Source organism: Streptomyces sp. NPDC057617, from assembly GCF_042800555.1.
Taxonomy (GTDB): domain Bacteria; phylum Actinomycetota; class Actinomycetes; order Streptomycetales; family Streptomycetaceae; genus Streptomyces.
In genome coordinates this window covers 766,485-792,854 of the sequence record NZ_JBHVGV010000001.1, presented here as the reverse complement: position 1 = coordinate 792,854, position 26,370 = coordinate 766,485, and the positions used below count along the sequence as shown (strand labels likewise).

Genomic DNA, 26,370 nt, shown 5'->3' with positions numbered 1-26,370 from the left:
CCTCTTCGCGATCTTCAGGGGGCTTACGCGCATCACCGCGCACGACATATGCTCCGCCCATGCGAGTCGCCCTCTTTGTCACCTGTGTCAATGACGCCGTCTATCCGTCCACCGGGATCGCGACCGTACGGCTGCTTGAACGACTGGGTGTCGAAGTCGACTTTCCCGAGGAGCAGAGCTGCTGCGGCCAGCCCCAGTTCAACACCGGCTACCGGCGCGAGACCGAGCCGCTGGTACGGCGGACGGTACGGGCCTTCGAGGGGTACGACTATGTCGTGACCCCCTCGGGATCCTGCGCGGCCATGGTCCGGCAGCACTATCCGGCCATCGGCGACGCGGCGGCGGGCGCCCTCGCCGCACGGACCTACGAGCTGACCGAATTCCTGGTCGACGTGGTCGGGGTGACCGATGTCGGGGCGTACTTCCCGCATGCCGTCACCTATCACCCGTCCTGCCACGGCCTGCGGCTGCTCGGGCTCGGCGAACGGCCCCGGAGACTGCTGGAAGCGGTCAAGGGACTGGAGCTGCGGCAGCTGCCGGGCGCGGACGAGTGCTGTGGTTTCGGTGGTACCTTCGCCGTGAAGAACTCCGATGTTTCGGCCGCGATGGGCCAGGACAAGGTGCGCAACGCCGTGTCCACCGGGGCGCGGGTGCTCTGCGGCGCGGACAACTCCTGCCTGATGCATCTCGGCGGAATCGTCAGCCGTGAGGACGCCCCGCTGCGTGCCGTGCATCTCGCGGAGATCCTGGCGTCGACGGAAGAGGAGCCCTGGTCATGAGCGGTACGTATCTGGGGATGCCGGCGTTCCCGGTCGCGGCCAGGGACGCCGTGGGCAACGAGACGCTCAGGGCCAATCTGCGCCACGCCACCCACACCATCCGCGACAAGCGCGCCAAGGCCGTCGCGGAGCTGGACGACTGGGCGCGGCTGCGGGAGGCCGGCAAGCAGATCAAGGACCACACACTGCGCCATCTCGACCGCTACCTCCTCCAGCTTGAGGAGTCGGTGACGGCGGCGGGCGGCGTGGTGCACTGGGCCGCCGACGCGGCCGAGGCGAACCGGATCGTCGCCGAACTGGTCAAGGCCACCGGCGAGTCGGAGGTCGTCAAGGTCAAGTCGATGGCCACCCAGGAGATCGGGCTCAATGAGGCCCTGGAGGCCGAGGGGATCTCCGCGTACGAGACCGATCTCGCCGAACTGATCGTGCAGCTCGGCGACGACCGGCCGTCCCACATCCTGGTCCCGGCGATCCACCGAAACCGGGGCGAGATCCGCGACATTTTCCGCGACCGGATGGGTTCCTGGGGCCGGGCGGCGCCCGAAGGGCTCTCCGACACCCCCCGCGAACTCGCCGAGGCGGCGCGGCTGCATCTGCGCGAGAAGTTCCTGCGCGCCAAGGTCGGCATCTCCGGGGCGAACTTCATGGTCGCCGAGACCGGCACACTCGTCGTCTTCGAGTCCGAGGGCAACGGGCGGATGTGCCTGACACTGCCCGAGACACTGATCTCCGTGGTGGGGATCGAGAAGGTCGTGCCGAGCTGGCGGGATCTGGAGGTCTTCCTGCAGACCCTGCCGCGTTCGTCGACCGCCGAACGGATGAACCCGTACACCAGCATGTGGACGGGCACCCATGACACCGACGGCCCGAGCACCTTCCATCTCGTCCTGCTGGACAACGGGCGTACGGAAACGCTGGCCGACGAGGTCGGGCGGCAGGCGCTGCGCTGTATCCGCTGCTCGGCGTGTCTGAACGTCTGCCCGGTGTACGAGCGGGCCGGCGGGCACGCGTACGGCTCGGTCTACCCCGGCCCGATCGGGGCGATCCTGAGCCCTCAGCTCCGGGGCACGCAGAGCGAGATCGACGCCTCGCTGCCGTACGCGTCGTCGCTCTGCGGGGCGTGTTACGAGGTGTGCCCGGTGGCCATCGACATCCCCGAGGTCCTGGTCCATCTGCGGGAGCGGGTGGCGGACCAGGGGGGCAAGGGGCACCGGCTGGAGAAGGCCGTGATGAAGGCGGCGGGCTGGGTGTTCGACCATCCGAAGGTGATGGCGATGGGGGAGAAGGCCGCGTCGAAGACCCGCAGGCTGCATCCGTCGAGGCTGCCGGGCGCGGGGGCGTGGACCAACACGCGCGACCTGCCCGAGCTGCCGCCGGAACCGTTCCGCGAGTGGTGGAAGAAGAACCGGGCGGGGCAGCGGAGTGCCGGGGACGGGGCGCGTCGTACGACCAGTGGCGACGCCAATGAGCGTAAGGACAGCGGGACATGAGCACGGGCTCCAGCGCGGACAGCGGCACCGGCGCAGACGGCGGCGTCGGCGGCGTTAGCGGGTTTGGCGGCGTTAGCGGGTTCGGTACGGGCGACGGCTCCAGGGCGGGCGCCGGTCCGGGCGCCGACTCCGGCTCGGGCGCCGGGTCGCGTGAGCGGATCCTCGCGCGTATCCGTACGGCGGTGGCCGACGCGCCCGAGGCCCCGGAGGCCGCCCGCGACTACCTGGACACGCACACGCCCGACGCCCGTATCGTCGATCTGCTCGCCGAGAACCTCGCCGACTACCGCGCGATCGTGCACCGCGCGGACACCGAGGAACTCCCCGCGCTGATCGCCCGCCTGCTGGCCGAGCGCGGCGCCCGTACGGTCCTCGTACCCCCGCTGCTCCCGTCGTCCTGGCTGTCCGCGACGCCCGCGAGCATCACGCGCGTGGATGACGATGTGGAGGCGACGCCCAGGGAACTGGACGCGGTCGACAGCGTGGTCACCGGCTGCGCCCTCGCGATCGCCGAGACCGGGACGCTCGTCCTCGACGCGGCGCCGGACCAGGGGCGGCGCCGTATCACGCTCGTCCCCGACCACCACATCTGTGTCGTACGGACGGCCGACCAGGTCGTCGGATCCGTACCGCAGGCCATGCCGCGACTGGACCCCACCCGGCCGCTGACCTGGATCTCGGGACCTTCGGCCACCAGCGACATCGAACTCGACCGCGTGGAGGGCGTGCACGGTCCCCGCACCCTGGAAGTGGTCCTGCTCACCGACTGATCGGAGCGGGGTACGGACCGGCCGGCCGCGGGGTCAGGTCAGATGAGGGGCCTCGGTGCTCGCGTCCACCGGCCCGTCCGCCGTCACCCGCGCGGCCAACTCGCCGGCCCAGGAGGTCAGTCCGGCGATATCGATACCGTACGGGGAGCGGTACGAGGCGATCCCGTCGGCGCCGCGCAGCAGCAGCCGCGCCCCGCCCGCCGTATTGCCGCGGGCGGCATGCGTCAGCCCGACGGCCAACTGGGCCAGCCCGCGCCACAGCGCGCGTTCGTCCTCGGGACCCGACTTCCACGCGTCCTCGAACACCTCGTGGGCATGGAACGGCTTGCCCGCGTCCAGCAGGCGCTGTGCCTCCCGTACGGTCTCCTCGGGCGTACGCACCACCCCCTCGGGCTGCCGCTCCACCCCCACGGCCCCGTACGCCAACGGCCTCCCCAGCCCGTCCCGCGGCCGCGCACTCCGCGCCCGCCCTTCGCTGTCCCGGTCCCGGCCGTTCTGAGTCATACACCGATTGTCCCCCCGACAGGCCCTGGACAGGCCGCGTCCTTCCGCCGCACGGAGTGGGGTAATGTTGCTGTGCACGGTCACCCCGGGGGAATTCCCCCGATGAGACCGGGCACCGGGACGTGGCGCAGCTTGGTAGCGCACTTGACTGGGGGTCAAGGGGTCGCAGGTTCAAATCCTGTCGTCCCGACCAGCGTGTACGCGGGTCGTAGGCGGTATCGGAGAAATCCGGTACCGCCTTTCCGTGTTTCGTGGGGACCAGTCGGTCTGGCGGCGGTGTCCGGGGGCGGGGCGGACGGCGAGGCTGTTCTAGACGGTGGAGCGGCTGTGCTCGTCGGCGATCCAGCCGTGGACCGTGCGGTCGACGGCGCCGTTGGTGATCAAACGGACGGGAAGTGCCCGAGGGCGGGGACGACACGGCGGCGCCGGCTTTGAGGATGTCGGTGACCCATTCCTCGGCCTGGCTGTGTGTCCTTTCCTGCGGAGAGGGACTTGCGGTGTTTGGAGACGGCGTCGAACCAGCGGACGCGGGCACGGCAGGGGGAGGGCCGGTCGGGGCGGTGCTCGATGTCCCTGTACGAACGTGATGGTGCACGGGCCCCGCGGGCTCGTGCTTGCGCGTCGGTGAGCCCGTGATGCGCAGGCCAGAAGCTCGTGTACCACTTCGGAAGGATCCGCAAGCAGAACCGGCGTGTTATTGATCTGCAAGCCCTTATCTCGTGGGGAGGCGGGACGGCTTCCTCAGACCCCGGCGTTCGCCGTCAGCTCCCGCCGGGCCCGGGCCGCAGCGCCGACCGGTACCGCGTCGGTGGCCAGGGTTGCCCTGACCAGCCGGACCGGGTGGCCGCTGACCGGCGGGTCGGCGGCCAGCGATGCCATGATGAGGGGTTCCAGCAGGGGCCAGGCGCGGCTGACCCCGCCGCCGACCACCACCGTGGTGATGTCCACGACGCCCGCCGTCATGACTATCGCCCGGGCGATCCCGGCTCCGGCGGCCCGGTACACCGCGAGGGCGTCCTGGTCACCGTGGCCGGCGGCCTCGGCGACCTCGCGGGCGGTCAGCCGGCGGCCGGTGCGGTCCGCGTAACGAGCGCCGATGGAGCGGCCGGAGGCCAGGGTCTCCAGATGGCCCCGGCCGCCGCACGAGCAGAGCAGATCGCCGAAGCCGGGGATGTGCCCGATCTCGCCGGCCGCGCCGTGCGGCCCGGTGAACAGGGCGCCGCCGGTCCACAGCGCGCCGCCGACCCCGGTGCCCAGTGTCATCCCGAGGACGTCCGACTCGCCGCGTACGGCGCCGCCGGACACCTCCCCGTAGAGGAAGGCGTTGACGTCGTTGTCCAGGAAGGCCGGGACGCCCAGGGCCTTCTCGACGGCGTCCGTCACCGCGAAGCCGGCCCAGCCGGTGAAGGAGTCGCTGGCCACCAGGATGCGGCCGGTGGCGGAGTCCACCACGCCGGCCGCGCCGACCCCGCTGCCGGCGAGGCGGCCGGGGGTGCGCTTCAGCAGCGGGGCCAGCGCGCCCATGGCCGCGCCGATCATGGCCTGGCCGCCGTCGGTCGCCGGGGTCGCCACCTCGGCGCGGTCCAGCACGGTCAAGTCCTCGCCGCAGAGCACCACTTGGGTGGTGGTGCCGCCGATGTCCACTCCGGCGAAGAGCGTACGGTCGTGGGAGCTCACCCCTGGGCCTCCGTCCGGCCGGCCGCGAGGGTGGCCAGGCGTTCGGCTCTGCGGCCGCGTTGGATCACCGGGTCGGGTACCGGCACGGCGGCCAGCAACCGGCGGGTGTAGTCGGTCTCCGGGTGCAGCAGGGTCGCGCCGGTGGCGCCCTGTTCCTCGATCCTGCCGGCCCGCATCACCACGACGCGCTGGGCGAAGTGCTGTACGACGGCGAGGTCGTGGGAGACGAAGAGGCAGGCGAAGCCCAGCTCGTCCTGGAGTTCGGAGATCACTTCGAGCACCGCCTCCTGCACGCTCACGTCGAGCGCGCTGGTGGGCTCGTCGGCGACCAGCAGCCGGGGCTCCAGGACCAGGGCGCGGGCCAGGCTGACCCGTTGGCGCTGACCGCCGGACAGCTCCCGGGGGGCACGCCGGGCGAGATCACGCGACAGCCGGACCCGTTCGAGGACGGCGGCGACCTTGGCCTGGCGGTCCTTGGCGGAGAGCCCGCGGCCGTGCACCCTGAGCGGCTCGGCGATGCACTCGCCGACCGTCATACGGGCATCCAGCGAGGCCACCGGGTCCTGGAGTACCACGCCGATACCGGCCCGCAGCGCCCGCCGGGCCCGGGACCGGGTGCGCGCCAGGTCGGTGCCGAACAGCGAGGCGGCGCCGGAGTCCGGCCGGATCAGACCGAGCGCGACCCGGGAGGCGGTGGACTTGCCGGAGCCCGACTCGCCCACCAGGCCCAGGGTTTCCCCGGCGTGGACGGTGAGCGACACCTCGTCCAGAGCCTGTACGGCACCCTTGCCACGGCCGAACACCACCGAGACGTCGCGGAGTTCGACGACCGGCTCGGTGTCCGGGCGGGTGGCGGCGGGCGACGGTACCGGCGGGCCCGCCTCGGCGACCGACAGCCGGGGCACCGCGGCCAGCAGCCGCTTGGTGTAGTCGTGGGACGGGCGGAGCAGCACGTCCTCGACCGGACCGGTCTCCACGATCCCGCCGTCGTACATCACGGCGACCCGGTCGGCGAAGTCCGCGACCACGCCCATGTTGTGGGTGACCAGCAGGACACCGGTGCCGGTCTCGACGGCGAGGCGGCGCAGCAGGTCGAGGATCTCGGCCTGCACCGTGACGTCCAGCGCGGTGGTCGGCTCGTCGGCGATCAGCAGGGTGGGGTCATTCGCGATGGCCATGGCGATGACCACGCGCTGGCGCTGTCCGCCCGAGAGCTGGAAGGGGTAGGCGCCGGCCCGCTTCTCCGGCTCGGGGATGCCGACCTTGCGGAGGAGTCCGACGGCCTCGGCGGCGGCGTCCTTGCCGGACACCTCACGGTGGTTGCGGATCACCTCGGCGATCTGCTTGCCGACCCGGGTCAGCGGGTCCAGCGCGGTGGCCGGCTCCTGGAACACCATGGTGACGGTCCGGCCGCGCAGCGCGGCCAGGTCGGCCTCACGGGCACCGACCATCTGATGGCCGGCGACGGTGGCACTGCCGGTGGCACGGGCGTTGCCGTCCAGCAGGCCCATCGCGGCCAGCGCGATCGTGGACTTGCCGGAACCCGACTCGCCGACCAGGGCGAGCGTCTCGCCGGGGCGGACGTGCAGGGAGACACCCCGTACGGCCGGCACGTCGCCGGTCTCGGTGGTGAAGACGACCCCGAGGTCGTCGAGTTCGAGAATGGGCCCGGCCTGCGGGGCGGCGGAGCCCTGGGCGGCGGTCATCCGCGTCCCCTCACGTCGAATGCGTCGCGGAGTCCGTCCCCGATCGCGTTGAACGCCCACACCACCAGGATGATGGCCAGGCCCGGCGGCAGGATGAGCCACCAGTAGCCGGAGTAGGCGGCGGTGAGACCGGCCGAGAGCATGCCGCCCCAGTCGGTGGCCGGCGGCTGGACGCCCAGGCCCAGGTAGGAGACGTACGCGACGAGCAGGATGGCGTCGGCGATCTGGAAGGTGGCCGCGACGATGATGGTCGAGACCGAGTTCGGCAGGATGTGCCGGGTGATCGCCCGGGCGTGCGTTCCGCCGATGGCCCGCAGGGTCAGGACGTAGTCACGGTTCTTCAGGGTGAGCGTCTCGGCCCTGATCAGCCGGGACGGCATCAGCCAGGAGACGACGCCCAGGATGACAATCAGCCCGGTCAGGCCCGGGGTGGTGATGGCGGAGACCACCAGAAGGATGAAGAGCGCCGGGATGGCGATCCCCGCGTCCACGACGCGCATCATGACCGCGTCGATCCAGCCGCCCGCGTAGCCGGCGGCGGCGCCCCACAGGGTGCCGATCAGGGTGGCCAGGATGCCCGCGGCGAGGCCGACGATCAGCGACACCTTGCCGCCGTACATCAGTCGGCCCAGCTCGTCGTGGCCGACCGCGTCGGTGCCGAGCCAGTGCGAGCCGCTGGGGGCGAGGTTGACCTGTTCGAGCATCGTGTGGGTCTGGTCGGTGGAGTACACCAGCGGACCGACGAAGCAGAACAGGAAGAAGAAGACCACGACACCGAGCCCGACCACGGCGAGCCGGTTGCGCAGGAAGCGCCGGACGGCGAGCCGGGAGCCGGACGCCGCGGTGGCGGCGGTGGCCTTGCCGGGCATCTGGTCCGGCTGGATGAGGGCGCTCATGCCCGGCCTGCCTTCACTCGGGGGTCGATGAGCCGCTGGACGATGTCGGCGAGCAGCGTGCCGACCACGGTGGCGATCGCGATGACCAGCACACAGCCCAGCAGCACCGGGTAGTCGGAGGACTGCGCGGCGGTCCAGAAGAGCAGGCCCATGCCCGGATAGTTGAAGAGCTGTTCGACCACCAGGGCGCCGCCGAACAGCACCGGCACGTAATAGCCGAGCATGGCGATCACCGGCGTCAGCGAGTTGCGGAACACATGCCGCCACAGGATGGCGCGGGAGCGGGAGCCGCCGGCCCGCGCCGTCCTGACGTAGTCCTCGGACAGGTTCTCCAGGGTGGCCGCCCGCATGTAGCGGCTGAACACCGCGATCATCGAGGCGGCACCGGCGACGACCGGCAGCACCAGCGCCTGCGGATCGGCGAACACCTGGGCGAGCGTGTCCCCCTGCGGAGCCTGCGACGGGAACCACGGCAGCACCTGGCTGAACACCAGCACCAGGATCAGCCCGAGGAAGTACACGGGTGTGGAGTAGGCGATGAAGCTCAGCGTGGTGATGACGTAGTCGACCGGCCTGTTGCGCCGGACGGCCTGCCACATGCCCAGCGGGACAGCCAACAGGAGGCCGACGACCGCCGACAGGGCGGTGAGCACCAGGGTCTTGGGCAACCGCTCGGTGATGAGCTGGGAGACCGGCTCATTGAGGGTGTACGAGATTCCCAGGTCGCCGTGCAGCAGTCGGTCGAGGTAGTAGAGGTACTGCACGGGCAGTGGCTTGTCGAGGCCTTGCTCGTGGTTGAAGGACGCGATCTGCTGCGCTGTGGCCTGCGGGCCGAGGATCCCGCGAGCGGGACCCCCGGGCAGGGCGTGCAGCAGACAGAAGACCACGATCGTCACGATGACGATCACCGCGACGGCCTGGAGGGCCCGTCGGAACAGGTACGTGGAAGTGGTCATGTGCTTTCCGGTCGCTTCGGCTCAGTGCTGCGCGTGGTCACAGGCCGGGCTCACTTGGTGGTCCACTTCCACATGGCCGGGTGGAAGTTGGCGAGCGAGTCCTGGGCGAAGCCGCTCAGGCCGTTCTTGACCACGGAGACCTGGTAGTCCGGCTCCGGCAGCCAGATGACCGGCAGGTCCTTGGCCAGGGCCGCGCTGTACCTCTGCACCGCCTCGTCGGAGGAGGAGGTGGTGGTCTCGTTGATCAGCTTGTCCACCGCGGGGTTGGAGTAGTTGCCGAAGTTGGAGCCGCCGCCGGTGGCGAAGAGTGCGTCACCGCTCGGGTAGGCGGGGAAGTACCAGCTGCCGGCGGTGCCGAAGAACGACAACTGCCACTTGCAGCCCGTGTCGTCGGGCTCGCACTGGCCGGACTGCGCGAGGACCGAGTTGACCGGGGCGGTCTTGATGGTGAAGCCGATGCCGCTCTTGGCGAACGACGACTGCAGGGCACTCATCATGTTGTCGGTCACGGTCGAACCCGACTGCGAGAGCACCTGCATCTGGAACTTCGTGCCCTTGTCCACGTCGGCGCCGCACTGGTTGTCGCCGGTGCCCGGCGCGGTGCACACCATGGTGCCGTCCTGCTCGGTCCAGCCGTGGTCGCTCAGAAGCTGCTTCGCCTTGGCGGTGGAGAAGGGGTACGGGTTGTTCTTCTGCTCCGGCGAGACGAAGGACGAGCTCTGGCCCTGCGGGATCGGACCGTAGGTCGGGACCGCGGTGCCGTTGAAGACGACCTTGGAGAGCGTGACCTGATCCACCGACATCTGGATCGCCTGGCGGGCGTAGAGCTGCTTGAAGACCGGGCCCATGGTGGGGTTGTTGAAGTTGTAGGGCATGTACGTGATGGCCCAGCCGGACCACGGCTTCACCGTGTAGCCCTTGGCGGCGAACGACGACTTCTGGCTGAGGTTGGTGGCGTTGATGTAGCCGTAGTCGACCGTGCCCGCCCGGAGCGCGTTCTCCTCGGCGTCCGTGGTGGTGAACGGCAGCAGGTTCACGTTCTTGATGCTGGCCTTGCCGCCGCCGTCGTACTTGGCGTTGGCGGTCAGCACGACCTTGCCGGCCGTGGAGAACGACTTGATGGTGTACGGGCCGCTGACCGTCTTCCAGAGCGGGTCGGTCGCGTAGCCGGAGATCTTCTTGGCGGAGTCGTTCAGGTACGTCCAGACCTTCTTGGCGCCCGCGGGGGTGCGGTCGAGGTCCGACACGGTGCCCGAGTCGCTGGTCTTGTCCCAGGCGTGCTGAGGCATCACGCGGGCCATGCTGAGCTGGTTGGCGAGCATCCACTGCTGGTTGTACGCCTGGTCGAAGGTGATCGTGAAGTGCGTCGGGTCGACGACCTTCAGCGAGGTCCAGTTGTCCGGCGCCTTGCCCGGGCTGTAGCTGGCCCATTCGGCCTTGTTGGCCTTGACGAGGTTGAACCAGAACTCCATGTCCCGGGAAGTGATCTGCTTTCCGTCGCTCCAGTGCCGGTCGCCGAGCGTGATGGTGACGCTCTTGCTGTCCTCGGCGAATTCGGCGGCGGTGGCCAGCGAGTTCTTCTTGTTCCAGCCGACCGTGCCGGTGGAGCCGTCATAGGCGATCAGCGGCTCCCAAAGGGACTGGGATATGGAGGAGTTGTTGGTGTTCAGGTGCGCGGCAGTGCCGACCGGGAGTATCCAATTCGGCGTGAAGTTCGCCGGCAGTGCGTAGTTGATGGTGTCCGACGAGCCGGAGCCGGACGACGAGGTACCGCCGCCGGAACAGCCGGTCAGCAGAGCGCACGCGGTGGCAGCGGCGCCCGCGACGAGGGCCCAGCGGCGGCTGTTCGCCGTGTGACCAGGGAACATGATTCTCCTCAGAGTGAAAGGGCCCGCATGCGTCCCAGAGACCGGGGCGGGTGCCGCAGGACCGGCACTGCGTTCACGACAGCTAACGCCGGACACACCTGAGAAACAAAGCAAGAATTAGTAACAAGTAAGTTACTGCGAGTTCGAAGAAAGTCTTCTCGCCTCGATCGGCCCTCTTCTGTGGGTGCATTTGGATTGATTTGAGGGATTTCGTGGACGGTTCACTTTCTTCACCGGACTCTTCCCTTGCATGAAGCGCGGGCATACTGTCGTCGCCATACACACCATTGCGGAAGTTACTTCTTACATGACTGGAATAAGTGCTTGGGACGGCAAGGCCGCGAAAGGCACCTCAGCTCTCGCCGCGCGGGTCCTGGAACTCGTCGCATCGGGCCAGGCCTCGTCGCGCGCCGAACTCGCCGGACTGCTCGGTGTCTCCGCCTCCACCATCTCCCTCAGCGTGGCCCAACTGGTGGAGCGCGGGCTGATCGCCGAGGAGGGCACCCAGTCCTCCACCGGCGGGCGCCCCCGCAAAACGCTGAGACTGGGAAGCAACGACGAGTTCGCCGTCGCCGCCGACCTCGGCGGCCGGCACGCCAGGATCGGTGTCGTGCTGCCCGGCGGCGGCCTGACCGATGTCTCGACCGTCCCCTTCCTGATCGCCGACGGTCCCGAGGCGGCCCTGCCGCGGCTCGCCGAGACCCTGGAGGCGCTGGCCGAGCAGCGCGGACGGGACCAACTGCGCGGGGTCGGGCTCTCGCTGCCCGGACCGGTGGACATCGTGTCGGGCTCTGCTGTCATGCCGTCCCGGATGCCGGGCTGGAACCGGTTCCCCGTCACCGCCTGGCTGGAGGAACGCTTCGGCGTCCCGGCCGCCGTGGACAACGACGCCAACTGCATGGCGGTCGGCGAGCACACCGTACGGCCCGCCGAGTACCGGAAGACGATCATGGTGAAGATCGGCTCCGCGATCGGCGCCGGCGTCATGGTCGACGGACATCTCTACCGGGGCGCCACCGGCGCGGCCGGTGACATCACCCACATCCGGATCGGCGGCGGCGGCGACATCCCCTGCTCCTGTGGCAACACCGGCTGCCTGGAAACCGTGGCGTCCGGCGCCGCCCTGGTCCGTATCCTGCGCGAGCGCGGGGTCGACGTCAGCCGCCCGGAGGACGTGGTACGGCTGGCCGTCGACGCCGACCCGGAGGCCACGCGCGCGGTTCGCAGGGCCGGCGATTACCTCGGCCAAGTGCTCGCGGCCAACGTCAACTTCTTCAACCCGGACGCCGTCTACCTCGGCGGCATCCTCTCCACCTTGGAGCCGTTCGTCGCCGCTGTGCGCAGCCAGCTCTACGAGAGCTGCCACCCGCTGGTCACCGAACACCTCACCATCGAGCGGGCCAGCCTGGGCGCCGACGCGGGACTGGTCGGCGCCGGACAGTTCGCCCTGCAACGCGCCATGGCCCATGCCCTGCGCGGGGTCGGCGGCGCCGAACCGGCCACCGACCGGTTCCACGCCCCCGCGCCCCGCCACGCCTGACGCCCTGACACCCGACGCCTGAAGCCCCACTCCCTACGAGCTACGAGGAGCCATGCCGCAATCCCGCACCGCCGCAGCCCGCCCGGTCATCGCCATCGCCGGACTCGGCATCGAGTCGTCCACCTTCTCTCCCGCTCGCACCCGGGCCCCCGCCTTCCACCCCTCGCGCGGCGCCGACGTGCTGGACCGCTACCCCTTCCTGGCCCCCGGCGAGGAACTGCGCGAGGCAGCCGACTGGCACGGCGCCCTGGTCGGCAAGTCGCTGCCGGGCGGCACCGTCACCGCCGACGCCTGGGCCGAGCTGACCGACGAGCTGATCGAGCGGCTCGCCGCGCTGCCCCGGCCGGACGGCCTCTGGTACGACATCCACGGCGCCATGACCGTGGAGGGCATCGACGACGCCGAGGCGGTGCTCCTGGGACGTATCCGCGCCACCGTGGGCCCCGACGTGATCATCTCCACCTCGATGGACCTGCACGGCAACGTCTCCCGCGAACTCGTCCACGGCAGCGACCTGATCACCTGCTACCGGATGGCCCCGCACGAGGACCACATGGAGACCAAGGAGCGGGCCGTCCGCAACCTGGTGGACCTGCTGGTCTCCGGCGCGCCCCGCCCGGTCAAGGCCTGGGTGCCGGTGCCGGTGCTGCTGGCCGGCGAGCAGACCTCCACCCGGATCGAGCCGGCCAGGAGCGTGTACGCGGCCGTGGCCGAGACCGAGGCCGTGGACGGCGTGATCGACGCCGCGATATGGGTCGGCTACGCCTGGGCCGACGAACCGCGCAACCGCGCCGCGGTGGTGGTGACCGGCATCGACCGGGCCGCCGTGTCGGCCGGTGCCGAACGCCTGGCCCAGGGCTTCTGGAAGGCCCGCGACGACTTCGACTTCGTCGCCCCCACCGGCACCTTCGACGGCATTCTGGACGAGGCCCTGGCCGGTGACCTGCGCCCGTACTTCATCAGCGACACCGGGGACAATCCGACCGCCGGCGGCGCCGGTGACGTGACCTGGGGCCTGACCCGGCTGCTGGCCCGCCCGGAGTTCCGGAAGGACGACGGCCCGACCGTCATCTACGCCTCGGTGCCAGGACCGGCCGCCGTCGAGACCGCCGTCGCTGCCGGTGCCGGCGCCACCGTCACGGTCACCGCCGGTGCCGAGGTGGACGACCGGCACGCGGGCCCGGTCACCCTGACCGGTGTGGTGCACGCCGTCCGGCACGGCGACCGCGATGCCGAGACCGAGGTCGTCATCCGTGCCGGCAGCGTGTACGTGATCCTCACCAAGCTCCGCAAGCCCTACCACCACGAGCACGACTTCACCGACCTGGACCTCGACCCGCGCGGCGCCGACATCGTGATCGTGAAGATCGGCTACCTGGAGCCCGAGCTCTTCGACATGTCGGTCGGCTGGAAAATGGCGCTCACCCCCGGCGGTGTGGACCAGGATCTGGTCCGCCTGGGCCACCACCGCATCCGCCGCCCTATGTTCCCCTTCGACCGCGAGATGACCGACCCGGACCTGTCGGCACGCCTCATCCCCGCCTCCGACCAGCCCCTCGGCGGGGACGACGAGTGACCGCACGACCCGCCCTGGAGATCGCCGTCACCTCACCGGCCGGCGCCCGCGCCGCCCGGGAGAACGGCGCCGACCGGGTCGAGCTCTGTGCCGCCCTGGAGCTGGGCGGCCTGACCCCGTCGGCAGCCCTGGTGGAGGCAGTTGCCCGGGAGGGGCTGCCGGTGCACGTGCTGGTCAGGTGCCGACCCGGCGACTTCGTCCATGTCGCGGAGGAAATCACGCTGATGGCCGCCGAGGTGCGGTCCGTCATCGCCTCCGGCGCCTGTGGCGTGGTGATCGGCGCGCTGACCGCCGACGGCGCCCTGGACACCGTGGCGGTCGCCCGGCTCGTCGAAGCGGCCCGCGCCTCGGGCCGCCCGGTGGACATCACACTGCACCGCGCCATCGACCAGTCCGCCGACCCGGTGGCCACCGCCGCACTGCTGCCCTCGCTCGGCCTTACCCGGGTCCTCACCTCGGGCGGCGCCCCCACCGCGGCCGAGGGGCGGGAGACGATCGCCGCGATGGCCGCCGCCGCACCCGGGGTGCAGGTGATGGCCGGCGGCGGGGTTCGCCCCGCCGACATCCCGGCCCTGACCTCGGCCGGAGCCTCCGCCGTCCACCTCTCCGCCAAGACCAGGGCGCCGACCCCGCGGGGAGGCCGCTGGGTACCGCTCGGCACCGGGGGCGCGTCGGCCGAGCAGGACACCCACTTCGTCACTGATCCCGAAGTGGTGGCCGAGGCACGGCGGGCAGTGGACCGTTCCGAGGCGGTCATGGCTACGAAGCCCTCACGCGGCACTGAGGCCGGCCGGCGCCAGCGGTGATGTCCGGGGCGGGCTGGACGGCGGTGGAGATACGTGGGCGCCACGGCCCGACCGGCCGTGTTCGACTGGTGTGCGATATTGTTGCGAATATTGTCTACAAATCATGCTAACGTCGGAATGGTGACTTTTGGGTACCCGTCGTCGGCTGATCGGTTCGACCACCCGGCCAGCGCGATCCCGGCCGTTCTGGAGGCGCCTCTCGGGCGGGATGGCCGTGGTGCGCGACCCTGAGCGCAGGGCGCCCCGGGCGGTGCGGAGGCCGGTGCGGGCGGATGACGCGGCGACGGCGGTGGTGGACGCGGACGGGGTGGTGACCGGGTGGTCACCCGCCGCGGAGCGGATGAGCGGCTACTCGGCCCCGGAGGTGATGGGGCGGCCGGCCGACATGCTGCTCCCGACCGGGGACGCGGCGAGGGCCTCGGTGTTCGTGGAGCGGTGCCGTGCCCGGAGCGGCTGGTGCGGGCTCGTGGCGCTGTGCCACCGTGACGGCCGCAGGCTCAACGTGGGCCTGCGGGTCTCCCCGTTGTCCGGGCCGGACGGCAGGACGCACTGGCTGGTCACGGCGACCAGCATGGCCGAGGCCTCCCCCGGCGTGGCGAACGGACTGGTGCTGGAGTCGCTGCTGGCTCGCGCGCCGCTCGGAATCATCGTCCGGGATCTTGAGTTCCGCTGCACCTGGGTGAACGACACCATGGAGCTGCAGGACGGCATCCCCCGCGAGGACCGGCTCGGGCGCCGTGTGACGGAGGTACTGCCCAGCCCGGAGGCCGATGACGCCGAGGTGGTGATGCGGCGGGTACTGGAGACCGGCACACCCGTGGTCGACCTCGAGTTCCGGGCCTGGGTACCGGTGGACCGGCACCGGGAACACGCGTTCTCGGTCTCCTTCTTCCGTCTGGAGGACGCGGAGGGCCACGCGCTCGGCGTGTGCGGAATGTGGGCGGACGTCACCCGCAGAGAGCGGGCGCGCGAGCGCCTGTTGATCCTCAGCGAGGCCAGTGCCCGGATCGGCAGCACCCTGGATGTCATGCGGACCGGGCAGGAACTGGCCGACTTCGCCGTGCCGCTCCTCGCCGACTTCGTTGCCGTCGACCTGGCGGAGTCGGTCCCGCTCGGGGAGGAACCGATGACCCGGCTCGGGCCGACGGGCGGGGGCATCCCGGTGTTCTGCCGCGCGGGTATGGCATCGATCCGGCCAGGGGTCCCGGAGGCGGTGTGGGAACGGGGGGAGACGGTCTTCGTCCCGCCGACCTCGCCGTTCACCCGGGTGCTGGCGTCCGGGAAACCCCACATGGAACGGGTCCTGGACACCTCGCCCGGGTCGTGGATGAGCCAGGACCCGGTACGGGTGCAGAGGTCCCGCGAGGTCGGGCTGCACTCCTGCATGTACGTGCCGATCCACGCGCGCGGCACGGCGCTGGGCGTGGCGTTCTTCGCCCGTACCGAGAACCCGGCGCCGTTCGAGGAGGACGATCTGCTCCTGGCCGAGGAACTCGTCAACCGGGCCGCGCTGTCCCTCGACAACGCCAATCGCTACACCCGTGAACGCGCCGCGGCTCTCGCGCTCCAGCGCAATCTGCTTCCGCAGCGCCTCAGCGGGGGGACCGCCGTCGAGGTGGCCTCGCGCTATCTGCCGGCCGACAGCCGCCATGGCGCCGGGGGCGACTGGTTCGATGTGATCCCGCTGTCCGGCGCCCGGGTCGCCCTGGTCGTCGGCGACGTGGTCGGGCACGGCATCAACGCCGCGGCGACGATGGGCCGGCTCCGTACCGCCGTACACACGCTCGCCGACCTGGAACTGCCGCCCGACGAACTGCTGGCACACCTCGACGACCTCGCCATCCGCCTCATAGAGGAGGACGCCGACGGCAAGGGCATGGCCACGGCGGTGCTGGGGGCCACCTGTCTGTACGCCGTCTACGATCCGGTCCTGCGGCGCTGCACGATGGCGCGGGCCGGCCATCCCCCGCCCGCGATCATCGACCCGCACGGCCGGGTCACCTTCCCCGACCTGCCCGCCGGAACGCCACTCGGCCTCGGACTGCTGCCCTTCGAGGCCGTGGAGCTGGAACTGCCCGAGGACAGTGTGCTCGCCTTCTACACCGACGGCCTCGTCGAGACCCGTGACGAGGACATCGACGCGGGGATGCGCCGTCTGAGAACTGTTCTGGCGCAGCCGGGCCTTCCGTTGGAAGACCTGTGCTCGGCCGCGGTCGATTCGCTGCCGACCTCGGCGCCGTACGACGACGTCACGCTGATCCTCGCCCGGATCCGCGCCCTCAGTCCGGACCAGACGGTCTTCTGGGAACTGCCCAGCGACCCGGCCGTGGTCAGTACGGCCCGGTCCCTGGCGGTCCGTCAGCTCGCCCGATGGGGGCTGGACGATCTGGCGACGACCACCGAATTGATCGTCAGCGAACTGGTCACCAACGCCATCCGCCACGCCACCGGGCCGATCGGGCTGCGCCTGATCCGGCATCAGATGCTGACGTGCGAGGTCTCCGACACCAGCAACAGCCTGCCGCGCCTGCGTCACGCCCGGACCACCGACGAGGACGGCCGGGGCCTCTTCCTCGTCGCCCAGATGTCCCACCGCCGCGGCACCCGCTACACGACGGACGGCAAAACCGTCTGGTCCGAACAGGAACTGACCCCTCTGTCCCTCTTATGAAACAGCACGGCTAAAGAGCGGGTGATGCCGCCGTCGAGCAATTTACTTATTTGCCAAAAGCACCGTGCGCAATGCCTGGCCAATGCATTGTTTGCCGCGCTCAAGAGTGCCTGAAGGGTTACGGCCATTATTTTGTCACCACTGTTGACTAAATAATGCGCGGGTGTCAGCATCGCTGCGACTTCTGGAGAGTCGTCTACCCGGTCAAGACCGTACAGGAGAGCCGACGTATGACGTCCCGCAGTAATGCTGTGTCCGTACACAATCCAGGAACCGGTGAAGTCCTCGGTGAGATCGAGGACTTCACAGCTGAACGCATCGGCACCGCACTTGAGGCAGCAGCGGACGGCCAACGGGCCATGGCTGCGTTACCGGCTCACGCCAGGGCACAACTCCTGCTGAAAGCAGCGGAGCTGATCGAAGCAGAGGCGGACGGGCTTGCCCGGCAGCTCGCCGCGGAGAACGGCAAGCCGGTCTTCCAGACCACCGAAGAGGTCCGCGCCGCCGTCAGGATCTTCCGTGGCTTCGCAGGCGAGGCCACCCGGCTGCTGGGGAGGCAGATTCCCCTCGACGCGGTGCCGGGCCTTGAGCGTCACCTCGCCGTCACGATCCGCGAACCCCTCGGCCCCGTCGCGGCGTTGGTGCCCTTCAACTACCCCGTGGAGCTGTACGCCCACAAGGCGGCCGCGGCACTCGCCGCGGGCAACGCGGTGCTGGTCCACCCGCCCGTACGCTGCCCTCTCACGCTCATCCGGATCGCGGAACTCATCGCCGCCGCCGGATTCCCCGACGGCGCGCACCAACTCCTCACCGGAGGGGTGCACGTCTCCCAGGAACTGGCCACCAGGGCGGGCGCCGCCGCGATCAGCCTGACCGGATCCACCGCCGCCGGCCGCGAGATAGCCCGCCGTGCCGCGGACACCCTCAAGAAGGTCCACCTCGAACTGGGCGGCAACGACGCCCTGATCGTCTGCGACGACGCCGATGTCGAAGCCGCGGCGAATGCCGTGATTCTGGGACGCCTCGCACGCGGCAACGGGCAGATCTGCTGTGCGGTCAAGCGTGTATACGTCCAGAGCGGAGTGCACGACGCCTTCGTGGACGCCCTCCTGTCGGGTGCCGCCAAACTCAGCGTGGGCGATCAGCTCGCCGACGGAACCGACGTGGGCCCGCTCATCAGCGAGGCCGCCGCCCAGCGCGTGGAGCAGGCGGTGGCCACCCTTGTCTCCGACGGCGCCCGCAAAGTCGCGGGCAGCGCCCGCCGCGGCGCCTTCTACGATCCCGCCGTCCTCGTCGACGTACCCACCGACAGCGCGGCGTTCAACGAGGAGATCTTCGGACCCGTCGCCCCCGTGGCCCGCTTCGAAGACCCCCTGGACGCCGTCCGGATGGCCAACGCCTCCCCGTACGGACTCCAGGCCGCCGTCTTCACCCGGGACATCCAGCGCGCCTACACCCTCGCCGGCCGGCTTGACGTGGGCGGCGTCGTGATCAACGGATCCACCGCGCTGCGCGCCGAGAACCTGCCCTTCGGCGGTCCCAAGGACACGGGCGGTTCCGTCGAGGGCCTGCACGACACGGCTCTGGAGTTCACCCGGCAGAAGACGGTCATCGTGATGGAGGCCTTCCAGTGAGCGGTGCGCCCGCTCCGCCGGTTCTCGACGTGCGCGGGGTGCACAAGTCGTACGGCTCCACCGAGGTGTTGCACGGCGTGGACCTCACAGCCCACGCCGGCGACGTGCTCGCCGTGGTCGGCGCGAACGGCGCGGGAAAGTCCACCCTCATCAAGATCCTCGCGGGCGCGGAGCGTATGAGCAGCGGTGAGCTGCGCCTCGACGGGAAGACCGTCGCATTGCGCTCCCCGCACGACGCGCACACCCACGGCATCAGGACCGTCCACCAGGAACTCACCCTCGTCCCTGAACTGTCCGTCACGGAGAACCTGTTGATGGGCCACTACCCGCGGATGCCCGTCGGCCTCATCAACTGGCGGGCCGCGCACTCCCGCGCACGGGAACTCCTGGAGGGCATCGGATACGGGGCGATCGACCCCCGGACCAAGGCCGGCAGCCTCACCGTCGCACGCCAGCAGATGGTGGAAATCGCCAAGGCCCTCGTGGACGAAAGCGGAGAGCCGAGGGTGCTGGTCCTCGACGAGCCGTCGGCGGTGCTCGCCGGCGCGGACCTGGACGCCCTGTTCACCCTGATCCGAAGGCTTCAGGCGCGCGGCGTGGTCATCGTCTACGTCTCGCACCGGCTGGCCGAGGTCACCGAACTGGCCACCACCATCGTCGTCATCAAGGACGGCCGCGTCGTCGCCGAGACCACACCGCGGCACACCGACGAGAACGAGATGATCCGCCTGATGGCGGGACGCCGTCCACAGCAGTTGTACCCCGACCGGCGCACCGACGTGGGCCGGGAACTGCTCTCGGTCCGGGGACTCAGCAGACCGGGCGAGTTCGACGATGTCTCCTTCGCCCTGAGGGCAGGCGAGATCACCGGCCTGTTCGGTCTCGTCGGGTCGGGCCGCAGCGAGCTGGCCCACTGTGTCTTCGGTGCCCGGCGTGCGGCCGAAGGGACGATCAGGACCGAGGGCTCACGCACCGACCGCTTCCGCAGCCCCAAGGAAGCCATCGGCGCGGGGCTCGCCCTGGTCACGGAGGACCGCAAGCGCACCGGCCTGGTCCTCGACCTCAGTACGGAGGACAACATCGGCCTGACCACCCTCAAGACCGCGACCACAGGACCGCTGCTGGACACCGCCCGGCGCAGGCGCGAGGCCCTGGCGATGACCGACCGGCTCGACATCAGACCCGCTCACTCCCTGCGGTTGCCGGTACGCGCGCTCAGCGGCGGCAACCAGCAAAAGGCCGTTCTGGCGAAGTGGCTGCTCACGTCGCCCCGTGTGCTCCTCCTCGACGAGCCGACCCGCGGCGTCGACATGGCGACCCGCGTGGAGATCTACCGGATGCTCGACGAACTCGCCCGCGGCGGAATGGCCGTCCTGCTCATCTCGTCCGACCTCACCGAGGTCCTCGGCGCCACCGACCGGGTGCTGGTGATGCGCGAGGGACGGATCGCCGCCGAGCTCCCCTCTGACCGTACGTCCGAGGACACCGTCCTCGCCCACGCGATCGGACACGCCGCATGACGGACCAACTCTCCACCTCCGCACGGGATTCCGGGCATCTCTCCGAGAACGGCGCCGCCGGGGCGGGAGGGGGCTCGCGGCTGCCCAGGATCAGGGTTGCCGGGCGCGACATCACCCTGGAAGTGGCCCTCGCCGCGCTGCTCGTCACCTTCATCGCGATCGCCGGTGCGACCACCGACGCCTTCCTCACCGAGGCGAACGTCACCAACCTGCTCAAGCAGATGGTCACCACCGGACTGCTGGCCTTCGGCATGCTCACGGTGATCCTGACGGGCGGCATCGACCTTTCCGTCGGCTCGGTGGTGGCCTTCTCCGGCATTCTCGCCGCCGGCCTGTCAGCCGGGCTGCCCGTGTGGCTGGCGATGCTGATCGGAGCGGCGTCGGGCGTCGGGTTCGGGCTGGTCAACGGGGCACTTGTGGCCCGCTTCCAGCTTGCCCCCTTCGTGGTGACACTCGCCGCGCTCACCACCATCCGCGGTCTGGCCTTCGTCTACTCGGAGACCCCGGTCGCGCCGGAGAAGGCCGGCTTCTTCGAACTGGGATCCGCCGCGCTGGGCCCCGTGCCTGTTTCCACGATCATCATGATCGCTGTCTTCCTGCTCGGCGGGATCTTTCTCGGCCGCACCCCGGCGGGCCGGGCGCTGACCGCGATCGGCGGCAGCGCCGAGACCGTACGCCTCGCAGGCATCGGCGTACGGCGCCATGTCGTCCTCGCTTACACCATCAGCGGCGCCTGCGCCGGACTCGCGGGCGTCATTCTCGCCAGCCGCGTCGGTATCGCCCAGCCCAGTGTGGGCACCGCCTTCGAACTCGACGCCATCGCCGCCTGTGTGATCGGTGGTGCCAGCCTGGCCGGCGGCAAGGGCACCGTGCGGGCGACCTGCGCCGGTGTTCTGGTGCTCGCGCTGATCAACAATCTGCTCAACCTCTATGACGTACAGAGCTTCTGGCAGCAGGTTTTCAAGGGGCTCATCATCATCGCCGTCATTCTCGTCCAGCGCGCGGGGCGGCTCCGCCCCGCAGCCGGAGCGACGACCCCGGGAAAGGGATCGCTGTCATGATCGCCCACAGCAGGATGAAATGCGTCGGACTGCTCGCCGGGGCCGTCCTCGTCACCACCGTATCGGGCTGCTCGTCCGACGGTGGGAACACAAGTGGCAAGGGGGACGGCGACTACACGGTCGGCGTCGCCAATTTCACCTTGAGCGGGCCGTATTTCAACGGCATGGACCGCGCGATCAAGGCTCAGGCCAAGAAGAGGGGCGTCGAGGTCCGCAGTACGGATGCGGGCGGTGACGCGGCCAAGCTCGCCTCGAATGTCGAGGATCTGCTGAGCAAGGGCGTCGACGCGGTCATCATCTCGGGCGGGCCCCTGGAATCGGCGCCCGCCGTCCTCAACGCCATCAAGGCCGCGGGCAAGCCGGCCGTGCTTGTCGACCGCAAGTTCAAAACCGGCGACTACACCAGCTGGATAGGCCCCGACAACGAGGCGATCGGCAAACAGAACGGCGAGTTCCTGGCCGGACAACTGCCCGCCGCGGCCACGGTCGCGATCGTCAAGGGAGGCCCCGCCGACAACAGCATCGGCCTGGCCCGCACCAACGGCGTCAAGAGCGCCCTCACCAGCGCCGGACTCAAGATCGTCGAAGCCCCCGACTTCGGCAACTGGAGCTCCGACGGGGGGCTGACCGTGACGGAGAGCCTGCTCGCCTCGCACAAGGACATCGACGCGGTGTTCTGCGAGAACGACGCCATGTGCCTGGGCGCCCAGCGCGCCATCAAGGACGCCGGCCGCGACAAGGACATCGTGCTGGCCGGCGTCGACGGCCAGTCCGAAGCTCTCAAGGCGATCTCGGACGGCACGAACTACCTGGTCACAGGTCTCAACGACGCCGATCAGATCGGCAGTCTCGGCCTGGACAGGACCGTCGACATCCTCGGCGGCAAGAAGACCGAGAAGGACACGGTGGTGCCCTCGCCGCGTGTCACCAAGGAGAACGCCAGCAAGTACTACGACCCGGACGGGGAGTTCTGATGAGCCGCACCCACTCGTACCGAGCCCGTCTCCCGCTGCCGAGAACGCACCGCTACGCGATGACCGCCCTGCTCGGCGGCGCGCTTGCCCTCACGCCGCTCCTCGCCGCGGCGCAGACCTCGGGCGAACCCGCTCCGGCGCCCCTCGCGGCGCAGAAGGCGCCTGCGCAGAAGTGGACGCTCCTGCACTCCGAGAACTTCGCCGAGAAGCTCGACCCGGGGAAGGCGCCGTGGGTCAGGGAGGCCTACGACAACCCGTTCGACACCGTCATGGACGACAACGGCAAGTGGTACCACAACGACTACGGTGATGCCTGGGACGAGCAGCTCAACTCCTTCGCCACGTACCGGAAGGAGTTCCCGGTCGGCGAGGGCGGCTGGCTGACCGCGTCGCTGTCCGCCCGCGACTGGGACAAGGACGGCACCATCGAGAAGCCGCCGTCCATCACCAACGCCAGAGCGGGCAAGTCCACCGTCGCCAAACTCGACGTCCCCGACCACACGGGCGGCGCCATCTTCCGCCCCACCGAGTCACTTCCCGACCAGTACCGCATCGAGTACAAGCTCAAGACACTCGACTTCGGCGGCAAGCGCAACGGAACCATCGACTACGACAACCGCATCAACGGTTACAGCAAGGACGGGTGCAAGACACAGCACCCCTGGGGCGAGGGTTCCAGAAGCCCCGGCTGGGAGGGCGACGCCTCCGCCCCGTACTGCGAGTGGCAGGATGTCCGCGAGGGCAACTACGGCTACAACGGCTTCCACTATCTGTCCATCGTGGACTTCGCCGACCCCGCGCCCCGCAACAACCATTTCTGGCACTACCGGCGCAAGGTACTCATGGACTCCTTCGCCCAGCACCCCGACCGTGTCGGCACGGGCACCGGGGGCCGTGTCTGCAACGCGAAGACCAACGAGTACTACAACTACAAGGACAGCAGCTTCAACACGGTCAACATGTGGATCAGCGGACTGCCGAACTGGACCCCGGGACAGGGCGGCCTGGCCGGTAACTCGCAGTGGTTCATGACCAGTTGCTCCAACGGCGTCGCCGAGCAGCAGCTCTCGTCCGCGGCCGAACTCCAGCCCGAGCTGATGCCGAACGAGGACTACACCTTCGCCATCGAGCGTGACGCGACGGGCTACACGCTGGAGGCCAGCGGAAACTTCGCCCGCGCCGGACAGCAGACACTCCGCTTCCACCGCGACTTCATCGTGAACGACAAGCCGATCTGGCACTACAACGTCAAGCCCGGCGAGTACGACGGCCGTTACAACAACACCCTCGTCCAGGGCAAGGACCTCAACGGCAAGGCCGAATGGCCCGACCAGTGGCCGAAGGACTCCGCCTACCCGGACTCCTTCGTCATCGGCGACCTCTACACCAACGTGTACGAGGGCAGCGCGAGCCTCACGGACATCAAGCTGTTCGTGCCGAAGCCCAGTAAGAAGTGAACTGACTCACGAAGTCCACAGCCCCGCCCCTCGCCCGGCCACCAGTGGGCGAGGGGCGGGGGCACGTCGTACGAGGCCACGGTCGTGACGCCTCGTCAGCCGTCCCCGGAGCCGGTCAGCGTGCGTCGGCCGTTGTGGAGAAGCTCCTTGTACGGTGCTCCGACAGGAGGGCGTCGCGGATTTCGCCTGCCCGTACCGCGGTGTGGGAGAGCAGGGTCGAGGTGATCCCATGGGTGTGTTCGGTGCCGCCCTGGAGATAGATGCCCGCTGTCACGTTCGGGGCGGTCACGACCCGGTGGTCCCGGTTGACCAGGAGCGCGTCCTCCTCGTCGCGCAGGCAGAGCTTGCCGATCCCGCCGAGGCGCTCGCCGAGGTCCTGCGGACGGTAGCCGGTGGCGTGGACCAGGATGTCGGCGGCGAGCACCTCCCGTTCGCCGGTGGGCAGGTACTCCACGGTGACGTCGAGCCTGTCCTCGTGTGCCTCGACCTCGCGGATACGTGAGACATTCAGCATCCGCAGCCGCCGGTTCCCCCGCACCTTCTCCTGGTACATCATCCGGGACAGGGACTCGATCAGGTCCATGTCCACCACGGAGTAGTTGGTCGAGCGGTGGTAGTCGAAGAGTGCCTGCTTCACCCCGCGCGGTGCGTGGTAGTAGACGTCGACGGCCTCGGGATCGAAGATCCGGTTGGCCATGGGACTGTCATCGGCCGGGGTGTAGCCGTACTTGGCGAAGACCGAGCATATCTCCGCGTCCGGGAAGCTGCGGTGGAGATAGTCGACCGCCTCCGCCGCGCTCTGCCCGGCGCCGAGCACCACGGCCCGCCGTACCGGAGCCCGTCGACCGGTCAACTCGGCGACCCTGGGCATCAGTTCGCTGTTGTGCCAGATCCGGTCCGACAGGACGGTTCCCGGCGGAAGATGGGGCTCCATGCCGGTGGCGACCACGACATTGCGGGTCCGGCGTACGATCAGCCGCCCGGGATCGCCCGTATCGCGGAAGGCGACATCCAGCCAGCGCACCTCGCCCTCGACCGTCACCGGATCCACCGAGACGACCTCCGAGCCGTAGTCCACCAGATCGTCGACCCGGGCGGCGGCCCACTCGAAGTAGTCGTGGAACTCGATGCGCAGCGGAAACAGCGTTTTCTGGTTGAGGAAGTCCACCAGTCTGCCCCGGTCGCTCAGATACGACAGGAAGCTGAAGTCGCTCGTGGGGTCCCGCATCGTGACCAGGTCCTTGAGGAAGGAGACCTGCATCGTGGCGTCGTCGATGAGCATGCCCCGGTGCCAGCCGAAACGAGGTTGCTTCTCCAGGAAGCCGGCGGTTATCCGTTCATGGTCCGGAACTTTCGCGTTGTGCTCCTGGACTGCTATCGCGAGAGCCAGGTTCGACGGGCCGAAGCCGATGCCGAGTACGTCATGGACCGAGTCCGGCTCGCTCTGCAGTGGGTTCACCGCGTCATCGCCTCCCTAAGTGACTTCATATTAGGTAAGGTAAGGCTAACCTTGCAATGTTTGAGGAAGGATTCACCATGCGGGTCGTCATGTTCGGCTACCAGACGTGGGGTCACCGGACGCTCCAGGCGCTGCTGGACTCGGAGCATGAAGTGGTCCTCGTCGTCACCCACCCGAAGAGCGACCATGTCTACGAGAAGATCTGGGACGACTCGGTGGCCGAACTGGCCGAGAAGCACGGCGTACCGGTGCTTCTGCGCAACAGGCCCGACGACGAGGAACTGCTGCGGACCCTGCGCGAGGCGGCGCCGGACATCATCGTGGCGAACAACTGGCGTACGTGGCTGCCCCCGGAGATCTTCGGCCTTCCCCCGCACGGCACCCTCAACGTCCACGACTCGCTGCTGCCCGCCTATGCCGGTTTCTCGCCGCTGATCTGGGCGCTGATCAACGGGGAGCCGGAGGTCGGCGTGACCGCTCACCGCATGGACGCCGAACTCGACGCCGGTGACATCGTGTTCCAGCGGTCCGTGCCGGTCGGAGCCACCGACACCGCCACGGACCTCTTCCACAGAACGGTCGACTTGATCGGGCCGATCGTGGCCGACTCGCTCGACGCCATCGCCTCCGGCACCGCCCGCTGGGTCCCGCAGGACCGCTCGCGGGCCAGCTTCTTCCACAAGCGTTCCATCGAGGACAGCCGGATCGACTGGTCCTGGCCCGCGGAGGACCTGGAGCGGCTGGTACGCGCCCAGTCCGACCCGTACCCCAACGCCTTCACCCACCACCGCGGCGAGCGCATACGGATCGTCTCGGCGGCGGTCTCGGAGGCCCGTTACGGCGGCACACCGGGGCGGATCTTCATCCGCGAGGGCGATGGCGTGGTCATCGTGGCCGGTCCCGATGCCCGTACCGGCCGCAGCAAGGGCCTGGTCATCAGGCGCCTGCGGACCGAGGACGGCACCGAACACTCCGCCACGGACTACTTCCGCACGATGGGCGGCTACCTGACCTCCCGGCCGTGAA

Annotated in this window: 20 protein-coding genes and 1 tRNA gene; 14 read left to right on the top strand and 7 right to left on the bottom strand. The window is 69.6% G+C overall.

The window, feature by feature from the left end; all coding sequences use genetic code 11:
* Positions 1–59: 59 nt before the first annotated feature.
* Genes ACFU9P_RS03505 through ACFU9P_RS03495 form a run of 3 tightly spaced genes read left to right on the top strand, consistent with a single transcriptional unit; the run spans position 60 to position 3,039 of the window.
* On the top strand, positions 60–779 hold the full coding sequence (locus ACFU9P_RS03505; RefSeq protein WP_384077563.1) for a (Fe-S)-binding protein: 720 nt from the start codon (positions 60–62) through the stop codon (positions 777–779).
* Positions 776–2,269 carry a LutB/LldF family L-lactate oxidation iron-sulfur protein gene (locus tag ACFU9P_RS03500; protein ID WP_384077561.1) on the top strand — a complete coding sequence of 498 codons (1,494 nt, stop codon included), beginning with the start codon at positions 776–778 and terminating at the stop codon, positions 2,267–2,269. Before ACFU9P_RS03505 ends, ACFU9P_RS03500 begins: the two co-directional genes overlap by 4 nt.
* Positions 2,266–3,039: a lactate utilization protein C gene (locus tag ACFU9P_RS03495; RefSeq protein WP_384077559.1), complete on the top strand. Its 774-nt coding sequence runs from the start codon at positions 2,266–2,268 to the stop codon at positions 3,037–3,039. The genes ACFU9P_RS03500 and ACFU9P_RS03495 overlap by 4 nt, the downstream gene beginning before the upstream one ends.
* 33 nt (positions 3,040–3,072) lie before the next feature.
* Here ACFU9P_RS03495 and ACFU9P_RS03490 read toward each other — a convergent pair whose 3' ends face one another.
* Positions 3,073–3,543, bottom strand: coding sequence for a DUF309 domain-containing protein (locus tag ACFU9P_RS03490; RefSeq protein WP_384077557.1), 471 nt, complete (start codon positions 3,541–3,543; stop codon positions 3,073–3,075).
* A 116-nt stretch (positions 3,544–3,659) separates the two neighbouring features.
* Here ACFU9P_RS03490 and ACFU9P_RS03485 point away from each other — a divergent pair.
* A tRNA-Pro gene (locus ACFU9P_RS03485) sits at positions 3,660–3,736 on the top strand.
* A gap of 548 nt (positions 3,737–4,284) precedes the next feature.
* Here ACFU9P_RS03485 and ACFU9P_RS03480 read toward each other — a convergent pair.
* From ACFU9P_RS03480 to ACFU9P_RS03460, 5 genes are read right to left on the bottom strand one after another with little or no spacing between them, the layout of a single operon-like run.
* Positions 4,285–5,220, bottom strand: coding sequence for an ROK family protein (locus tag ACFU9P_RS03480; protein ID WP_384077555.1), 936 nt, complete (start codon positions 5,218–5,220; stop codon positions 4,285–4,287).
* Complete coding sequence (locus tag ACFU9P_RS03475) at positions 5,217–6,926, bottom strand: dipeptide ABC transporter ATP-binding protein (protein WP_384077553.1); 1,710 nt, start codon at positions 6,924–6,926, stop codon at positions 5,217–5,219. Before ACFU9P_RS03475 ends, ACFU9P_RS03480 begins: the two co-directional genes overlap by 4 nt.
* Complete coding sequence (locus ACFU9P_RS03470) at positions 6,923–7,822, bottom strand: ABC transporter permease (protein ID WP_384077551.1); 900 nt, start codon at positions 7,820–7,822, stop codon at positions 6,923–6,925. The genes ACFU9P_RS03475 and ACFU9P_RS03470 overlap by 4 nt, the downstream gene beginning before the upstream one ends.
* Positions 7,819–8,778: an ABC transporter permease gene (locus ACFU9P_RS03465; RefSeq protein ID WP_384077549.1), complete on the bottom strand. Its 960-nt coding sequence runs from the start codon at positions 8,776–8,778 to the stop codon at positions 7,819–7,821. The genes ACFU9P_RS03470 and ACFU9P_RS03465 overlap by 4 nt, the downstream gene beginning before the upstream one ends.
* A 50-nt stretch (positions 8,779–8,828) precedes the next feature.
* Entirely contained in the window at positions 8,829–10,646 is a 1,818-nt protein-coding gene (locus tag ACFU9P_RS03460) for a peptide ABC transporter substrate-binding protein (protein ID WP_384077547.1), read from the bottom strand.
* Positions 10,647–10,953: 307 nt separating this feature from the next.
* Between ACFU9P_RS03460 and ACFU9P_RS03455 the strand changes: the two genes are divergently transcribed.
* The 9 genes from ACFU9P_RS03455 (at position 10,954) to ACFU9P_RS03415 (ending at position 23,885) form a co-directional block, all read left to right on the top strand.
* Positions 10,954–12,186: an ROK family protein gene (locus ACFU9P_RS03455; protein WP_376374589.1), complete on the top strand. Its 1,233-nt coding sequence runs from the start codon at positions 10,954–10,956 to the stop codon at positions 12,184–12,186.
* Positions 12,187–12,238: 52 nt separating this feature from the next.
* A complete protein-coding gene (locus ACFU9P_RS03450) occupies positions 12,239–13,762 on the top strand; it encodes a M81 family metallopeptidase (protein WP_384077545.1) in 1,524 nt (507 codons plus the stop codon).
* A complete protein-coding gene (locus tag ACFU9P_RS03445) occupies positions 13,759–14,568 on the top strand; it encodes a copper homeostasis protein CutC (RefSeq protein WP_384077542.1) in 810 nt (269 codons plus the stop codon). The genes ACFU9P_RS03450 and ACFU9P_RS03445 overlap by 4 nt, the downstream gene beginning before the upstream one ends.
* Before the next feature lie 262 nt (positions 14,569–14,830).
* Entirely contained in the window at positions 14,831–17,239 is a 2,409-nt protein-coding gene (locus tag ACFU9P_RS03440) for a SpoIIE family protein phosphatase (protein ID WP_384077540.1), read from the top strand.
* A 230-nt stretch (positions 17,240–17,469) separates the two neighbouring features.
* A complete protein-coding gene (locus tag ACFU9P_RS03435; protein ID WP_384077538.1) occupies positions 17,470–18,873 on the top strand; it encodes an aldehyde dehydrogenase family protein in 1,404 nt (467 codons plus the stop codon).
* On the top strand, positions 18,870–20,393 hold the full coding sequence (locus tag ACFU9P_RS03430) for a sugar ABC transporter ATP-binding protein (RefSeq protein ID WP_384077536.1): 1,524 nt from the start codon (positions 18,870–18,872) through the stop codon (positions 20,391–20,393). Before ACFU9P_RS03435 ends, ACFU9P_RS03430 begins: the two co-directional genes overlap by 4 nt.
* Entirely contained in the window at positions 20,390–21,454 is a 1,065-nt protein-coding gene (locus ACFU9P_RS03425) for an ABC transporter permease (RefSeq protein WP_384077534.1), read from the top strand. The genes ACFU9P_RS03430 and ACFU9P_RS03425 overlap by 4 nt, the downstream gene beginning before the upstream one ends.
* Positions 21,451–22,428 (top strand): sugar ABC transporter substrate-binding protein, encoded by a 978-nt coding sequence (locus ACFU9P_RS03420; protein WP_376374608.1) that lies wholly within the window; start codon positions 21,451–21,453, stop codon positions 22,426–22,428. The genes ACFU9P_RS03425 and ACFU9P_RS03420 overlap by 4 nt, the downstream gene beginning before the upstream one ends.
* The gene (locus tag ACFU9P_RS03415) at positions 22,428–23,885 is read left to right on the top strand and encodes a mucin-5B (RefSeq protein ID WP_376374611.1); all 1,458 of its coding nucleotides are present in this window, start codon (positions 22,428–22,430) and stop codon (positions 23,883–23,885) included. Before ACFU9P_RS03420 ends, ACFU9P_RS03415 begins: the two co-directional genes overlap by 1 nt.
* Before the next feature lie 115 nt (positions 23,886–24,000).
* On the opposite strand, the gene ACFU9P_RS03410 is transcribed toward ACFU9P_RS03415, so the two are convergent.
* Positions 24,001–25,344 (bottom strand): lysine N(6)-hydroxylase/L-ornithine N(5)-oxygenase family protein, encoded by a 1,344-nt coding sequence (locus ACFU9P_RS03410; RefSeq protein WP_384077532.1) that lies wholly within the window; start codon positions 25,342–25,344, stop codon positions 24,001–24,003.
* A 77-nt stretch (positions 25,345–25,421) separates the two neighbouring features.
* Between ACFU9P_RS03410 and ACFU9P_RS03405 the strand changes: the two genes are divergently transcribed.
* Entirely contained in the window at positions 25,422–26,369 is a 948-nt protein-coding gene (locus ACFU9P_RS03405) for a methionyl-tRNA formyltransferase (protein WP_384077530.1), read from the top strand.
* The last annotated feature ends 1 nt before the right edge of the window (position 26,370 follow it).

What these genes read in the sequence shown, in the direction of transcription:
- ACFU9P_RS03405 (WP_384077530.1), top strand. Translation starts at nt 25,422, where the DNA reads ATGCGGGTCGTCATGTTCGGCTACCAGACGTGGGGTCACCGGACGCTC.
- ACFU9P_RS03420 (WP_376374608.1), top strand. Translation starts at nt 21,451, where the DNA reads ATGATCGCCCACAGCAGGATGAAATGCGTCGGACTGCTCGCCGGGGCC.
- ACFU9P_RS03450 (WP_384077545.1), top strand. Translation starts at nt 12,239, where the DNA reads ATGCCGCAATCCCGCACCGCCGCAGCCCGCCCGGTCATCGCCATCGCC.
- ACFU9P_RS03490 (WP_384077557.1), bottom strand. Translation starts at nt 3,543, where the DNA reads ATGACTCAGAACGGCCGGGACCGGGACAGCGAAGGGCGGGCGCGGAGT.
- ACFU9P_RS03495 (WP_384077559.1), top strand. Translation starts at nt 2,266, where the DNA reads ATGAGCACGGGCTCCAGCGCGGACAGCGGCACCGGCGCAGACGGCGGC.
- ACFU9P_RS03415 (WP_376374611.1), top strand. Translation starts at nt 22,428, where the DNA reads ATGAGCCGCACCCACTCGTACCGAGCCCGTCTCCCGCTGCCGAGAACG.
- ACFU9P_RS03470 (WP_384077551.1), bottom strand. Translation starts at nt 7,822, where the DNA reads ATGAGCGCCCTCATCCAGCCGGACCAGATGCCCGGCAAGGCCACCGCC.
- ACFU9P_RS03455 (WP_376374589.1), top strand. Translation starts at nt 10,954, where the DNA reads ATGACTGGAATAAGTGCTTGGGACGGCAAGGCCGCGAAAGGCACCTCA.
- ACFU9P_RS03500 (WP_384077561.1), top strand. Translation starts at nt 776, where the DNA reads ATGAGCGGTACGTATCTGGGGATGCCGGCGTTCCCGGTCGCGGCCAGG.
- ACFU9P_RS03435 (WP_384077538.1), top strand. Translation starts at nt 17,470, where the DNA reads ATGACGTCCCGCAGTAATGCTGTGTCCGTACACAATCCAGGAACCGGT.
- ACFU9P_RS03505 (WP_384077563.1), top strand. Translation starts at nt 60, where the DNA reads ATGCGAGTCGCCCTCTTTGTCACCTGTGTCAATGACGCCGTCTATCCG.
- ACFU9P_RS03465 (WP_384077549.1), bottom strand. Translation starts at nt 8,778, where the DNA reads ATGACCACTTCCACGTACCTGTTCCGACGGGCCCTCCAGGCCGTCGCG.
- ACFU9P_RS03460 (WP_384077547.1), bottom strand. Translation starts at nt 10,646, where the DNA reads ATGTTCCCTGGTCACACGGCGAACAGCCGCCGCTGGGCCCTCGTCGCG.
- ACFU9P_RS03425 (WP_384077534.1), top strand. Translation starts at nt 20,390, where the DNA reads ATGACGGACCAACTCTCCACCTCCGCACGGGATTCCGGGCATCTCTCC.
- ACFU9P_RS03475 (WP_384077553.1), bottom strand. Translation starts at nt 6,926, where the DNA reads ATGACCGCCGCCCAGGGCTCCGCCGCCCCGCAGGCCGGGCCCATTCTC.